This window comes from Candidatus Pelagibacter bacterium nBUS_25 (genome assembly GCF_051200975.1).
Lineage (GTDB): Bacteria > Pseudomonadota > Alphaproteobacteria > Pelagibacterales > Pelagibacteraceae > Pelagibacter.
This window is the reverse complement of the sequence record NZ_CP172846.1, coordinates 116,240-130,970: the sequence shown is the minus strand read 5'-3', so window position 1 is coordinate 130,970 and position 14,731 is coordinate 116,240. Positions and strand designations below refer to the sequence as shown.

11 protein-coding genes, 1 rRNA gene and 1 pseudogene are annotated in these 14,731 nt (G+C 28.3%); 10 read left to right on the top strand and 3 right to left on the bottom strand.

Annotated elements, in window-relative coordinates; translation table 11 throughout:
• Positions 1 to 22: 22 nt before the first annotated feature.
• On the top strand, positions 23 to 1,327 hold the full coding sequence (locus ACIJYH_RS00665) for a nucleotide sugar dehydrogenase (protein ID WP_435163202.1): 1,305 nt from the start codon (positions 23 to 25) through the stop codon (positions 1,325 to 1,327).
• Here ACIJYH_RS00665 and ACIJYH_RS00660 read toward each other — a convergent pair.
• Positions 1,314 to 3,086 carry a carbamoyltransferase C-terminal domain-containing protein gene (locus ACIJYH_RS00660; RefSeq protein WP_435163200.1) on the bottom strand — a complete coding sequence of 591 codons (1,773 nt, stop codon included), beginning with the start codon at positions 3,084 to 3,086 and terminating at the stop codon, positions 1,314 to 1,316. The genes ACIJYH_RS00665 and ACIJYH_RS00660 overlap by 14 nt on opposite strands.
• Positions 3,083 to 3,775: a cytidylyltransferase domain-containing protein gene (locus ACIJYH_RS00655; RefSeq protein ID WP_435163198.1), complete on the bottom strand. Its 693-nt coding sequence runs from the start codon at positions 3,773 to 3,775 to the stop codon at positions 3,083 to 3,085. The genes ACIJYH_RS00660 and ACIJYH_RS00655 overlap by 4 nt, the downstream gene beginning before the upstream one ends.
• Before the next feature lie 17 nt (positions 3,776 to 3,792).
• On the opposite strand from ACIJYH_RS00655, the pseudogene ACIJYH_RS00650 reads away from it, so the two are divergent.
• The 9 genes and pseudogenes from ACIJYH_RS00650 to ACIJYH_RS00610 all read left to right on the top strand — a co-directional run.
• Positions 3,793 to 4,238: pseudogene (locus ACIJYH_RS00650) on the top strand (asparagine synthase (glutamine-hydrolyzing)); the annotation flags it as partial.
• Positions 4,239 to 4,379: 141 nt separating this feature from the next.
• Positions 4,380 to 5,648, top strand: a complete 1,269-nt coding sequence (locus ACIJYH_RS00645; protein ID WP_435164208.1) for an asparagine synthase-related protein — start codon at positions 4,380 to 4,382, stop codon at positions 5,646 to 5,648.
• Between the two features lie 6 nt (positions 5,649 to 5,654).
• Positions 5,655 to 6,269 carry an imidazole glycerol phosphate synthase subunit HisH gene (hisH, locus tag ACIJYH_RS00640; protein ID WP_435163196.1) on the top strand — a complete coding sequence of 205 codons (615 nt, stop codon included), beginning with the start codon at positions 5,655 to 5,657 and terminating at the stop codon, positions 6,267 to 6,269.
• Positions 6,259 to 7,020, top strand: coding sequence for a HisA/HisF-related TIM barrel protein (locus tag ACIJYH_RS00635; RefSeq protein WP_435163194.1), 762 nt, complete (start codon positions 6,259 to 6,261; stop codon positions 7,018 to 7,020). Before hisH ends, ACIJYH_RS00635 begins: the two co-directional genes overlap by 11 nt.
• Entirely contained in the window at positions 7,021 to 8,133 is a 1,113-nt protein-coding gene (locus ACIJYH_RS00630) for an N-acetyl sugar amidotransferase (RefSeq protein WP_435163192.1), read from the top strand. It begins immediately after the preceding gene.
• A 23-nt stretch (positions 8,134 to 8,156) separates the two neighbouring features.
• Complete coding sequence (locus ACIJYH_RS00625) at positions 8,157 to 9,362, top strand: class I SAM-dependent methyltransferase (protein WP_435163190.1); 1,206 nt, start codon at positions 8,157 to 8,159, stop codon at positions 9,360 to 9,362.
• Positions 9,359 to 10,132, top strand: coding sequence for a phytanoyl-CoA dioxygenase family protein (locus ACIJYH_RS00620; RefSeq protein WP_435163188.1), 774 nt, complete (start codon positions 9,359 to 9,361; stop codon positions 10,130 to 10,132). The genes ACIJYH_RS00625 and ACIJYH_RS00620 overlap by 4 nt, the downstream gene beginning before the upstream one ends.
• Positions 10,133 to 10,140: 8 nt before the next feature.
• Positions 10,141 to 11,022 carry a methyltransferase domain-containing protein gene (locus tag ACIJYH_RS00615; RefSeq protein ID WP_435163187.1) on the top strand — a complete coding sequence of 294 codons (882 nt, stop codon included), beginning with the start codon at positions 10,141 to 10,143 and terminating at the stop codon, positions 11,020 to 11,022.
• Positions 11,019 to 11,816, top strand: coding sequence for a class I SAM-dependent methyltransferase (locus tag ACIJYH_RS00610; protein WP_435163186.1), 798 nt, complete (start codon positions 11,019 to 11,021; stop codon positions 11,814 to 11,816). Before ACIJYH_RS00615 ends, ACIJYH_RS00610 begins: the two co-directional genes overlap by 4 nt.
• An 86-nt stretch (positions 11,817 to 11,902) precedes the next feature.
• On the opposite strand, the gene ACIJYH_RS00605 is transcribed toward ACIJYH_RS00610, so the two are convergent.
• Positions 11,903 to 14,655, bottom strand: a 23S ribosomal RNA gene (locus ACIJYH_RS00605).
• Positions 14,656 to 14,731 lie beyond the last annotated feature (76 nt).

The window sequence follows — 14,731 nt, the reverse complement described above, 5'->3', positions numbered from 1 at the left end:
CATAAAGGTCATATATACAAGTATGATAAAAAATTTCATCTTAAAAATAAAAAAAAAAGAATTCAGTGTATGTATAATTGGGCTTGGTTATGTAGGTTTACCGTTAGCTTCCAGATTATTAAAAAAAAAAATTAAATTATTTGGGATAGATACAGACTCAAAAAAAATTAATCTACTAAGAAAGGGAAAAAGCTACATACAATCAAGCGATCAATCAATAACAAAGTATTTTAAAAAAAATCCTAACAACTTATCCACTAATTATGAAATTGTTTCAAAATGTGATGTTATTATTGTTTGTTTACCCACACCTCTAAAACCTAATTCAACAAAACCTGATATGAGTTTTGTTTTTAATTGTGCAAAAAATTTGAAAAGATTTATAAAAGATAATCATGTAGTTATTTTAGAAAGTACTGTTTATCCAGGGGCGACAAGAGAGTTTGGAAATAAAATAATAAAAAAAAATTTTAATTTAGGAAAAAACTTATTTTTAGGTTATTCCCCCGAAAGAGAAAATCCTGGTGATAAAAATTTTAGCTACAAATCGACTCCCAAAGTAATTAGTGGGTACTCTGATAATTGTAAAATTATAATAAAAAATATTTACAACTTATTTGTAAAAAGAACAGTATTAGTAAACAAAATAGAAGAGGCGGAATTATCTAAGCTATTAGAAAATTTATATAGAGCAGTAAATATTGGCTTAGTTAATGAAATGAAAATAATTTGTAATAAACTTGGCATAGATATTTTTAATACAATTGATGCTGCTTCGACAAAAAATTTTGGATTTCAAAAATTCCTACCTGGACCAGGACTTGGGGGACACTGTATACCAATTGATCCATTTTATTTATCATGGATTTCAAAAAAAAATGGGTATGAACCAAAATTTATAAAATTAGCTGGAATTATCAATTCTCAGATACCTAATTGGACAATAAAACAATTGCATAAAATAATAAAAATTAAAAAAAAAACTAAGATACTTCTTCTTGGTGTTGCATATAAAAAAAATACAGATGACGATAGAGAGTCACCATCTTTTGAGTTTATTAAAATTTTAAATAAGAAAAAAATTAAATACGACTATTGTGATCCATATTTTCCTAAATTAAGAAAAGGTAGAAATGTATCTAAAATTAAATACTCAATTAAACTTACAAAACAAAATCTAAAAAATTATGATGCAACTATTTTGTTAACTGATCACAGTAACTTTGATTATGACCTTATAGCAAATAACTCAAAAATTATTTTAGATACAAGAGGAAAATTTAAAAGTACAAAATTTAAAGATAATTTAAATATTATTTATAGTTAGTTTTCTTAATTAAGTATTTTCCAATATAAAGATATTTGAGACCACTTTTTAAAAACGATTTGATTGCATCTTTTGGCTGAAAAACTATTGGCTCTCCATGAAGATTGAATGAAGTATTGAGAAGAACTCCTATATTTGTAATTTTTTTAAACTCTTTTATCAAATTATAGTATTCAGGATTAATTTTTTTTGAAACAAATTGTGGTCTACATGTTTTGTCAAAAGGATGAACTGCAGCTGAAATTTTATCGATATATTTCTGCTTAACATCAAAAGAAATTGTCATGTATGGGTTTTTATGATTTTTAATAACATGCATTATTTTTTTAGCATCTCCCTCTAAAATGCTTGGGGCGAATGGCATCCAAAAATCTCTAACTTTAATCTTTTTGTTTATCAAATTTATAATGTCCTGCTTTCTAGGATCAGCTAAGATTGATCTATTACCCAAAGCTCTTGGTCCAAACTCATTTGGCTCTAAAGAAAAGCGTGCAATTGGATTTCCTTTTGCTAAAATATTTGCAACTTCTTTGTAAGTTGTTTTTTTAATTTTAACATTTTTAATTTTTTTGATAAAATCTAAATCACTATCTTTAAAACTTATTCCAACATATGGATTTTGCATATCGGATATTTTTTGATTAATTCTATTTTTAGAGAGAAAACAATAAACAGCACCTATACTTAATGACTCGTCCCCTGGACCAGGTGGGACATATATGGATGAAATATTTTTACTTTCTAAAATTTTTTTAGTTGCTTTTACATTTTGAGCTACACCACCTGAAAAAATAAAATCTTTTATATTATATTTTTTTGAAATATTGCCAAACCACTCTAATAAAATATCCTCTAAATACTTTTGTATTGCATAACTAATTGTGTCAAATCTTTCTCCACTTAATTTTTTTTTAAAGTAAAAATAATTATCCTTAATCTTTTTTTTATATTTAAACTTAATACCCTTCAGCCCAAGGGTTTCTTTAAATATTTTCAAAGATTTTTGGTAATATTCACTTTTTTCAAGAGCATATCCTGCTAGCCCCATAACTTTAAACTCGTGTTCTGTTGGCTTCATTCCCAAAATTAAAGTTATATATCTATACATTCTACCTAGATTTCCAATATTGGTTCTATATACATTTTTTAATATTTCATTTTTTGAAATCCATATGGTGGCATTTGAGCCATCTCCACCTCCATCAAGAGTTATTACACAAGTTTTGTTGTTAATAACTCCCCTTCCATAATAACCATAATACGCATGGCATTCATGATGATCAAAAAAAAATATTTTCTTTTCATCTAAAGAAAAATATTTGCTATAAAATTTTTTTCTAGCCATCTGCATTCCGCTAAAATCATCTTCATTTTTTATTTTTGAGAAATCATAGAATAATTTTTTTTTACCTAAAATCTTTTTTTTAAATACATCTAAATATTTAACATTTTTATTTTCATAAATTTTTTTATACCAATAATCATTTTGCTCTTTAATGTAATCATGTAATGAAAATGAGGTGTTTCTTTTAACTAAGTAATATTTTGGAGGTAAATTTTTTGTTGATACTGCTATTGAATCAATTTGACTTTTAGAAATATTATTATGCTTCAGGATTGAATTAATTGATTTTATAGGAAAACCATACTCATTTTTTTTTCTTGAAATTTTTTCTTCAGATAGGGCACTTAGTAATTTTCCATCCTTAAATAAAGAAGCGCCAGAATTGTGTCCATCGTGAATTCCTAAAATAATCATAATATTTTTAAAATATCTATATAATCTTGATCAATATATTTGTTATATAATTTATTAATCTTTATTAAATCATTATTATTATTTATGCTAAAATCTTTTTTAAGTAAATTTTTAAAATTTTTAACTAACCTAAAATTATAAATTTTATAATTCTTGTTATTTTCATAAAAATATTCAAAGATGTGCTCTCTATGTCTCTTTAACATCTTATTTTTTTCATTCTTTAGAAAAATACTTGTTTTGGCTATTTCACAAGCCAATCCTTTGGGGTATGTCCTTGGATATTGATTAGTTATAATATCAAAATTTGAATACAAAAATTTTTTAATCATTTTATCCATCAGTTTTACATCAAAAAAAGGTCTATCAGCACAAACCCTGATAAAAGACTCTAATTTAAACTTTTTGATACAATCTAAATTTCTTTTAAAAACATCATTTAATTCACCACGAAAGATTTTTATTTTATTTTTTTTACAAAATATTTCTATTTCATTGTCACTTTTATTTTTTGACGTTGCTACAATTATGGGTAATTTAAAATTAGAATTTTTTTTTATCCTATCAATAATAAATAATAATAAAGGTTTTGATCCAACTTTTGACATTACTTTTTTTGGTAATCTTCTTGAATTCAATCGGGCAAAGATTATTATTGCCATTCTTTGTTGATTAAAATTTAGTTTCATTTAATTATAGGAATATTATGTGTGGTATAGCTGGTTATATAACTAAAAAAAAGTATTTAAATTTTTCATTTAATCAAGCTTCAATCAATTTAAAAAAATTAATGAAAAATAGAGGTCCCAATCAACAAGGATCATTTCAATTCACTACTAATCAATCAAACATTAATCTATTTTCATCTAGATTGAGAATTATTGATTTAGATAAAAGATCAAATCAACCATTTAAAACACAAAATTTGATATTAATTTTTAATGGTGAAATATATAATTATTTAGAAATCAAAAAATTTTTAATAGAAAAAAAATTTAAATTCAAAACTAAATCTGATACTGAAGTTTTAATAAAATCCTACGAATACTGGGGCGAAAAATGTGTTAATCATTTTGATGGGATGTGGGCGTTTTGTATTTATGATAAAAAAAAAATAAAATCTTTTTATCAAGAGATAATTTCGGTGAAAAACCTTTTTTCTATTATTATGATGGAAATAATTTAGTTTTTGGATCAGAAATAAAATTTATTAATGAGATTTTAAAAAAAAATGTTCAAAAATCTTTAAATGAAAATAAAATTTATGATTATTTAGCAAAAGGCTATAAGTCTTTGCATAAAGATAGCAATACTTTCTATAAAAACATTAAAGAATTAGAGCAAGGTAGCAATCTGACTCTTAATCTAAATTCATTTAATTTAAAAAATAAAAAATATCTTAATATAAATGAATTAACTTCTCAAAAAACATCCAAGGACTCTGTAGAAAATTATGAAAAGATTAAAGATCTTTTAACTGAAAGTATGAAATTAAGATTGAGATCAGACGTACCTTTGGCCTTTTGTTTGAGTGGTGGAGTGGACTCCGCTAGTTTGGTGTCATTATGCTATAAAAAATTTAATCTTAGACCAAAATGCTATTCAATAATTGATAGTGATAAAAGATATAATGAATTAGATAAAATAAATACTTTAAAAAAGGATTTAAATTGTGATGTTGACTTCATTCAACTTAAAAAAGAAAAAAATGAGGATTTTTTAGGTAACCTAGAAAAACTGATCAATTATCATAATGCTCCTATTTCAACTATCTCTTATTACATTCACTCAAAAATTTCAAAAAGGGCGAGTGAGTCTAATTATAAAGTAATATTTTCTGGTACAGGTGCAGATGAAATTTTTACAGGCTATTATGACCATTTTTTATTATTTCTGAGTAGCTTAAAACAAAAAGATATATTTAAAAATGAAACTAACAGTTGGAAAAAGTATATTAAGCCTTTAGTTAGAAATAAATATTTAAGAGACCCAAAAATTTTTGAAAAAAGTCCTAAATTTAGAGATCATATTTATTTTGATAAAGATTTTATTAGCAATTTTATATACAAATTAAAAATTCATAAATTTAATGAAGAGAAATACTCAAATAACATTTTAAAAAATAGAATGATAAATGAGTTATTTCATGAGTCAGTACCTGTAATTCTTAAAGAGGATGATCTAAACTCAATGTACAACTCAATAGAAAATAGATCTCCATTTTTATCAAAAAAACTTGTTAAATACGCTCTAAGCATTCCAGTTAATCAATATATAAACAACTCTTACACTAAATTTCCATTAAGACATGCCATGAAGGGAATTTTACATGATGATATTAGATTAGAGAGAAAAAAAATTGGATTTAATTCAAATCTTAAGTCTATTACTAACTTTAATCAAAACAGTTTATTTAACTTTTTGAATCAAAATAAAACTCTTGCTAATTTAATTAACTTGAAGGAAATAAAAAAAATTAACTTTAAAAATGAATTAACAAACAGTACAAGTAAATTTCTTTTTTCTGCAATAAGCTTAAAAATTTTTCTAGATAAATATTAAGATAAGATGATAAGTATAATTGATTACGAACTTGGCAATACTCTCTCAGTCAAAAATGCTGTTGAAAAGCTTGGATATATTTGCAAAATTACAAACAAGAAAGAAGATATTTCAAATTCTGATTGTATAATTTTACCAGGTGTTGGATCGTTTCACAAAGGTATTTCTAATTTAAAAAAGCTAAACTTAATTGAAATTTTAAATGAGGAAGTTGTTGTAAAGAAGAAAAAAATTTTAGGTATATGTTTGGGTTTTCAACTTATGTGCAAAAATAGTAATGAGTTTGGTTTAAATAGTGGTCTTGAGTGGCTAGATCTTGAAGTAAGAAAAATAAATAACAAAAATTTAAGGTTACCTCATGTTGGATGGAATAGAATAAGTCTAATGAAAAATGATTCTAGTTTTTTTCACAATATAAATAATAACCAAATGTTTTATTTTAATCATACATATGCAATAAAAAATTACAAATTAAATGATTTATCTGATTTAATGACATGCGACTATGGTGAAAAATTTATAGCTGCAATAAAAATTGATAATATCTTTGGTATTCAACCTCATCCTGAAAAAAGTCAAAGACAAGGATTGCAAATAATTAAGAATTTTATTGAAAGCTGATATGGTTGCCAAAAGGATTGTTACAACATTAATGTTAAAGAATGGGGTGCTATTTAGAACTAAAAAATTTTTTCCAGATTATAGATATACTCTCAATTTTGTAGATATGTGGTCTGTAGATGAACTTGTAATACTAGATATCTCAAGAAATTTAAGCTTTAACGATAAAGAAAAAAATATTTTTTTTGATAAAATGAAAAAAATTTCTAAGAATGCTTATATCCCTATTACTGCTGGAGGTGGCATAAGAAAACTCAGCGATATTGAAAAACTTTTAAAAAATGGCGCAGATAAAGTTATTATAAATACTGCCTCAATAATTGATAGAAAAATAATAAATTTAGCAGCAAAAGAATTTGGTTCTCAATGTATAGTTGTTTGTGTTGATGCTAAATTTGAAAATAATGATTATCATTTAATGCAAGAATATGGTCAAAAAAAAAGTTCTTTAAATTTAATTGATTATATTAAAGAAATACAAGATGAAAATGCAGGTGAAATTTTTTTACAATCAGTAAATAAAGATGGATCATTAACAGGATACGATAACGAGCTATTAGAAAAAATTCATGAACATATTAATATTCCTTTGATTATTTCGTGTGGAGCAGGCAATTGGGATCACGTTAAAAAAATATTGTCTTATGAGTATGTATCTGCAGCATCTTTAACTAACATTTTTCATTTTACTGAAAAAAGTATAATAAGTTTGAAGAATCATATAAATAAATCGATATTTATTAGAAGTTAAATGGATAAAATTAAAGTTTGTAATTCTTGTTTAATGCCAAACTCAAGACCTAGAGTTTCCTTTAATAAAGATGGCATATGTAATGCTTGTATTTATGTGTCAAATAAAAAAAATATAAATTGGATTGATAGAGAAAAAGAATTCTTAGATATCTGTAATCAAAATCGATCAAAAGATGGTAATTATGACTGCATAGTACCTTGGAGTGGTGGAAAGGATAGTAGTTCAATAGCTCACAAACTTAAATTTAAATATAAAATGAATCCACTTTTGGTAACTTTCTCGCCACTAATTCCAAGTAAGATAGGGTATATTAATAGACAAAAATTAATAAAATGTGGGCTAGATAATTATTTTTTTTCTCCAAACGGAGATGTATCTAGCTATCTTGCTAATAGATTTTTTGTTGAAAGAGGTAATCCAAAAGTTGCTTGGGATGCTGGAGTTAATTCTTTGCCTCTTCATGTTGCAACAGAAAAAAATATAAAATTAGTTTTTTTTGCAGAACATGGCGAAAGTGAGTATGGGGGTAATGTTCTAACAAAAGATTCTGATAAAATTAGAGATTTAGATGAAGTGTTGGAAAATCAAATTGGTGATATACCTGAAAATTGGGTTGATGACAAAATATCACTTAATGATTTAAATATGTACAGATATCCAGATGCAGAAAAAGTCTTAAAAAAAGATATAAAGGCATATTATTTTTCATATTTTTTTAAGTGGGATGTATTCGAAAATTTTGAATATTGTAAAAAAAATTTTAATTTTCAAACTAGTAAAAAAAGAATAACTGGTACTTTTCAAAACTACGATAGCATGGATGATCATATTGATCACCTCTACTACTATATGCAATATATAAAGTTCGGTTTTGGCAGATGTTTAAGAGATGTTTCTAGAATGGTACAAAATAATCACATGAAAAGAAATGAAGCAATTGACTATGTTAATAAATATGATGGAGAATTCCCAGAAGATAACTTGGATGAAGTTTTGAATTTTTTGAATATTAATCTAATTAAGTTTAATGAAATAGTTGAAATGCACAGAAATAACGAAATTTGGACAAAAAAGAAAAATGAATTAATAAAATCATTTGAGCTTTTATAAAAATTTAAAAATATATATAGCTTATGTTGAAAAAATTAAAAAAAATCGAAAAAAATGTTTTAAAAGTTTATGAAAAAAATAACCCTTCAATACATTTCGTTTTAGAAGACTTAAAAAAGTTTAAACAAAGAAAATCGAATTTAGAAAATTTAATATTTAATAATTTAAAGTTTCCAAAGAAAATGTTTGCACAATCTGATTTAATAGATTTTGGAGCTGGTACTGGAGATACTTCCATTTCATATAATAATTGGGGAGCTAATTGCACCTTGGTTGATATGAATCAACTTGCTTTAAATAGAGCAATGAAAGTATTTAAAAAATTATCAAAAAAAAATACAAAAAATAAATTCGTTAAAGCATCAATTTTTGATAATAAAATTAATAATAAAAAATATGATATTGTATCATCTATAGGAGTTATACATCACACTGCTGATCCTTCATTAGCTTTAAAAAGAATTTCAAAATTTGTTAAAAATGATGGATATTTGATATTAGGGTGTGCAACAAATGAGGGTTTTTTTCAGAGGAATCTTCAAAGACTTATTATTAGTAAATTTGCTGATTTTGATAATCATGAAGAAATTGAAAGAATTGCCTTAGAGCTATTTAGTGAAAACTTGTATAGAGGTAAAAAATTTGGAGGCAGATCAATAAAAGCAATCATACATGACACCTACATAAATCCAAAAATTAAAGGTATTTCATTTAATGAAATTTTAAAAAGTCTTGGAAAAGGATTTGATTATTATTCTTCTGCTCCGGATGTAAATATCATTAAAAGTTTTGATAGTCCATTAAGCTACAAAGAGAATATTTTTTCTAAGTTTCAAAACCTAACAGCAGTTTCTAAGATTTTAATGATGAGTAATTCAGACCATATTAAGAATAAATATAATTTAGCAAATAAAAAATTGCAAAAAATTTTTAACTTGAATTTAAATTTAACTAATAATATTTCAGATTTCAATAAAAGTAAGAAGGTAGATTTAAAAAAATTTAGATATGATTTAAAAAAATATAAATCAAAATTTTCAAAAATAACTTTAATCAATTATATTTTTGATGAACATAAAATATTTATATATGAGCTTGAAAAGCTAATTCTTAATCTTGATAAATATAGTTTAAAAGAAATGAAAAAATATATTAATAGTTGCAAAATTTTGTTTAAAAAAAGTGGTGGACTTGGTAATAATTATTATATCTTTAAACGTAATTTATGATTTTAAACAAAAAAAAATATTTTGATGATGGTTATATAAAAATAAAAAATTTTATCCCTAATTCAATAATATTTGGAATTAAAGAAGAGTTATCAAATATTATAATAGACACTGCTAAATCATTGTCATTAAATATAAAAAAAAATGATTTTAACTATTTGATTGATGATATATTACCTAGGATCTATAAGAATAGCAAAGATAAAGGTGCTTATATTTTTGATGTTTCAAGCAGACTAAATATCTTTAGAGATTTAACAAATTATAATAAAACAATAAGCGTCATATCAAAACTATTAAATTTAAAAAAAAATCAAATTATTTCAGCTAAATTTTCATTATTTTTATTTACAAAATATCATAAAAAAAATGCAATTGGTTGGCATCAAGAGTCTGGTTATTATTCAAATCCTAAAGAAAATAATTTTCAATATTTAAAGAAAAATAATTCTTTATTCACTTGGATACCAATAACTGATACTTGGCCTGGAAATGGAGCTTTGGTTTTAATGCCAAAATCACATAATGAAAAAAATATTTTTCATAATAAAAATTTATTTAGTAAAAGATATGAAGTTAGTCCAAACAAAAGAGGCGAAATTTATATAAAAAATCTAGGCAAAATTAAAAAAAAATATTCTAAGAAAGAAATTTCATCCAAAAGTGGTGACATTATTTTTGTTGACTCAAATACTTTACATAAGTCTGGAGAAAATGTTACTAACAAAACAAGAGTTGGAATAATTATGCGTTTTGGTGAAAGATTCTAAAAAAATATATGATTAATAAAAAAAAAATAATAAACGATTTTTATGGAAAAGGTAAGCATGATGTTGTTCCATATTCAAAAAAATTTACCTCAGGCAAAGAAGTCAATATTGCAAAATATTCTGGGTTAGTATCAGTCATAAAAAGAAGAAGTTCATCAGAAATTGCTGATGATTGGTCGAAGAATATTTTTGGCAATAGTTTTTCAGAAACAAAATATACAGCTAAAATTCCTGCTGTTATTGCAAGACATACTTATGTTTTGGAAACAATTCTCTCAAAATTAAACCTTTTAAATAAAGAAGTTTGTGACTTTGGGGCTGGAGAAGGTGATTTTTTAACAATGTTGAAAAAAAAAATTAATTGTAAAGGGTTTGGAATTGAGCCCTCAAAAAAGAATTGTGCTCTTCTAACAAAAAATAAAATTAAAAATTTTAATGGGACTATTGAGGAATTTTATTTGTTAAATAAAAAAAAGAAATTTGATGTTGGTACAATTATGTGGACCTTATGTAATACTTCTAATTGTTTTGAAATTGTAAGTAATGCCTCAAATTTAATAAAAAAAAATGGGTACATAGTAGTTGCTGAAAGCAGTAGAATTTTAGTACCATTTAAAAAACCTTTGCAAATGTATTTTGGGAAAAATAACCCAGACCTTCACCCATTTCATTTTACCAAAAACTCACTTTCAAATTTACTTGTGCTTAACAAATTTAGACCTGTATTTATAAATAGATATATAGATAGTGACTATCTACTAATTATTGCAAAAAAAATTGATAGAATAGAAGAAAAAAATTTAAAACTTGATAAAGCTAAAGATATTAAAGAATTTTTTAAAAGATGGTTTAAAGAAAGTCAAAATTATAAAAAAGAAGTCGTCAAATGATAAAAAAAAAATATAATCAATGCTATGATGTAAGTGAAAAAAATAAAACTTACCTTCAAACTTCTATAAAGCGATCTAAAGGTATATTTCCTGAAATGGAAGTTGCTAAAGCTCACATGAAAATTTTAAAAAAGTATATTAAAAAAGATGATGCTATTCTTGATGCTGGTTGCCTAACGGGTCATTTTTATAGAAGTTTTTTAAGAGAATTTAAAAATCATAACTTAAAATATACTGGAATAGACCCATGGGCATTACATATTAATGAAGCAAAAAAAATATGGTCTAAAGATAAAAATGTAAATTTTAAAAAAGGCTGGGTCCAAAAATTGCCTTTTAAAAATAATAGCTTCGATATTAGTATTTGTAGCAATGTATTAACTCATATTCCAAGTATAGAAGATCCAATTAAAGAATTATTGAGAGTTACCAGAAAAATTATTTTAATAAGGACCCCTATTCATAAAATTTCATACAGGATACAAATGGTTTTTAATTCTAAATGGTTTAAGTTTACAAACGTTCATCCAAAAGATGAGTTTGATAAAAAAGGAAATCCTAGAGCTTTTGAGTATTTTGATGTTCATTCAAAAGATTATTTTGAAAGTTTAGTAAAAAAATATGAAAAAAGAGCAAGAATAAAATTTATTAAAGATAATTTTTATAATAAAAAAAATATAAATCTTAAAATAGAAAAGAAACAAAAAATTTTATCTACTCGTGTCAATAGTGAGGGAGATCAAGTAGCAGATTTGTTAATTATACCAAATCACTTTGTATTAATTAAAAAATAAATTTTTGTAAAAAAACCCTGTGTTAGGTTGGGGTTAGAAATTATAATATCACCTATCTTAAATAAATTAAAATTTTTTTCAGTGCATAAATCAAGCCAATTGAGCTATTAGTACCAGTCAGCTGCACGCATTACTGCGCTTCCACATCTGGCCTATCAACGTGGTGGTCTACCACGGCTCTATAGGAAGAACTAGTTTTGAGGTGAGTTTCCCGCTTAGATGCTTTCAGCAGTTATCTCGTCCATACTTAGCTACCCGGCACTGCAGCTGGCGCTACAACCGGTCCACCAGTGGTATGTTCAACCCGGTCCTCTCGTACTAGGGTCAACTCCTCTCAATTCTTCTACACGCATAGCAGATAGGGACCGAACTGTCTCACGACGTTCTGAACCCAGCTCACGTACCACTTTAATTGGCGAACAGCCAAACCCTTGGGACCTGCTCCAGCCCCAGGATGTGATGAGCCGACATCGAGGTGCCAAACACTGCCGTCGATATGAGCTCTTGGGCAGTATCAGCCTGTTATCCCCGGCGTACCTTTTATCCGTTGAGCGATGGCCCTTCCACTCAGAACCACCGGATCACTATGACCGACTTTCGTCTCTGCTCGACTTGTCAGTCTCACAGTCAGGCAGGCTTATGCCATTGCACTCTACGAACGATTTCTGACCGTTCTGAGCCTACCTTCGCACGCCTCCGTTACTATTTGGGAGGCGACCGCCCCAGTCAAACTACCCACCATACAATGTCTTGATGCCGGATGACGGCAATCAGTTAGATATCAAGAAAAACAAAAGAGGTATTTCACTGGTGACTCCACAAAAGCTAACGCCTTTGCTTCAATGTCTCCCTCCTATACTAAATATGTTTTTCCTAATACCAATGTAAAGTTGCAGTAAAGGTGCACGGGGTCTTTCCGTCTAACTACGCGAACTCCGCATCTTCACGGAGAATTCAATTTCACTGAGTTGATGTTGGAGACAGCGGAGAAATCGTTACGCCATTCATGCAGGTCGGAACTTACCCGACAAGGAATTTCGCTACCTTAGGACCGTTATAGTTACGGCCGCCGTTTACTGGGGCTTCAGAAGTTAGCTTGCACCAACCGCATTAACCTTCCAGCACCGGGCAGGCGTCAGACCCTATACATCCACTTACGTGTTAGCAGAGCCCTGTGTTTTTGATAAACAGTCGCTTCTCCCTGGCTTGTGCCACCCATCTCTAGTTGCCTAAAAACAGGTCTTCCTTATCCCGAAGTTACGGAAGCATTTTGCCGAGTTCCTTCAACATCATTCTCTCAAGCGCCTAAATATACTCTATTAATCCACCTGTGTCGGTTTAGGGTACGGTCTAATGATGGAGCTATTTCTTGGAACCTTTTCGCGGCATACTCAATCCATTAAGAGTACACAACTTACAAGATCCGTCACTACCATCTGGTTAAGGAATATTAACCTTATTTCCATCGACTACGGCTTTCGCCCTCGCCTTAGGTGCCGACTAACTCTGCGCGGATTAACCTTGCGCAGAAACCCTTGGATTTTCGGCGAAGAAGTTTTTCACTTCTTTTATCGTTACTTATGTCAGCATTCGCACTTCTGATACCTCCAGGATCCCTCACGGGTATCCCTTCACAGGCTTACAGAACGTTCCGCTACCGCTTATAAAACTCGAAAGTTTTATAAACCCACAGATTCGGTATATGATTTTAGCCCCGTTACATCTTCGGCGCAGAAACTCTATTAGACCGGTGAGCTGTTACGCTATCTTTAAAGGATGGCTGCTTCTAAGCCAACCTCCCGGCTGTTAAGGAATTTCCACATCCTTTCACACTTAATCATAATTTGGGGACCTTATCTGGTGGTCTGGGCTCTTTCCCTCTCGACCATGGACCTTAGCACCCACAGTCTGTCTGATGAAGAACAATACTTAGCATTCGGAGTTTTATTAGGTTTGGTAAGAATCTCTTCCCCCTAGCCCATTTAGTGCTCTACCTCTAAGCATCTATTTATTCATCGCACTACCTAAATAGTTTTCGCGGAAAACCAGCTATCTACGAATTTGGTTGGCCTTTCACCCCTTACCACAAGTCATCCAAAGACTTTTCAACGTCAACTGGTTCGGTCCTCCGGTTGGTGTTACCCAACTTTCAACCTGCTCATGGTAAGCTCATTCGTTTTCGGGTCTAATTCATTAAACTAATCGCCCTATTAAGACTTGCTTTCGCTGCGCCTACACCTAGATGGCTTAAGCTTGCTTAATAAATTAAGTCACTGACCCATTATACAAAAGGTACGCCGTCACTCTAAAAAGAGCTTCGACTGATTGTAGGCATGCAGTTTCAGGTTCTATTTCACTCCCCTAATAGGGGTTCTTTTCACCTTTCCCTCACGGTACTAGTTCACTATCGGTCACTGAAGAGTATTTAGGCTTAGAGGGTGGTCCCCCTATATTCGAGCAGGATTTCACGTGTCCCGCTTTACTCAAGAATTTTGTTAAACATTACTCATACGGGACTATCACCCTCTATGGTTAGCATTTCCAAACTATTCAAATTTTTTTAACAAAACTACTGGCCTAGTCCGCGTTCGCTCGCCACTACTAACGGAATCTCAATTGATTTCTTTTCCTCTGGTTACTTAGATGTTTCAGTTCTCCAGGTTGTCTCTTTAAACCTATGTATTCAGTTTAAAGTACCACATAAAGTGGTGGGTTTCCCCATTCGGAAATTTTCGGATCAAAACTTACATACAGCTCCCCGAAACTTATCGCAGTATATCACGTCCTTCATCGGCTTTCAGTGCCAAGGCATCCACTACACGCCCTTAAACGCTTGATTTATGCACAGAAAAAAATTCTTTTTACAGAAAAATTTATCTATGTTGTGATCAAATTTTTATTTTGAACATTAGCTA

Coding starts and splice junctions, on each gene's coding strand:
- ACIJYH_RS00665 (WP_435163202.1), top strand. CDS start 23: ATGATAAAAAATTTCATCTTAAAAATAAAAAAAAAAGAATTCAGTGTA.
- ACIJYH_RS00660 (WP_435163200.1), bottom strand. CDS start 3,086: ATGATTATTTTAGGAATTCACGATGGACACAATTCTGGCGCTTCTTTA.
- ACIJYH_RS00655 (WP_435163198.1), bottom strand. CDS start 3,775: ATGAAACTAAATTTTAATCAACAAAGAATGGCAATAATAATCTTTGCC.
- hisH (WP_435163196.1), top strand. CDS start 5,655: ATGATAAGTATAATTGATTACGAACTTGGCAATACTCTCTCAGTCAAA.
- ACIJYH_RS00630 (WP_435163192.1), top strand. CDS start 7,021: ATGGATAAAATTAAAGTTTGTAATTCTTGTTTAATGCCAAACTCAAGA.
- ACIJYH_RS00625 (WP_435163190.1), top strand. CDS start 8,157: ATGTTGAAAAAATTAAAAAAAATCGAAAAAAATGTTTTAAAAGTTTAT.
- ACIJYH_RS00620 (WP_435163188.1), top strand. CDS start 9,359: ATGATTTTAAACAAAAAAAAATATTTTGATGATGGTTATATAAAAATA.
- ACIJYH_RS00615 (WP_435163187.1), top strand. CDS start 10,141: ATGATTAATAAAAAAAAAATAATAAACGATTTTTATGGAAAAGGTAAG.
- ACIJYH_RS00610 (WP_435163186.1), top strand. CDS start 11,019: ATGATAAAAAAAAAATATAATCAATGCTATGATGTAAGTGAAAAAAAT.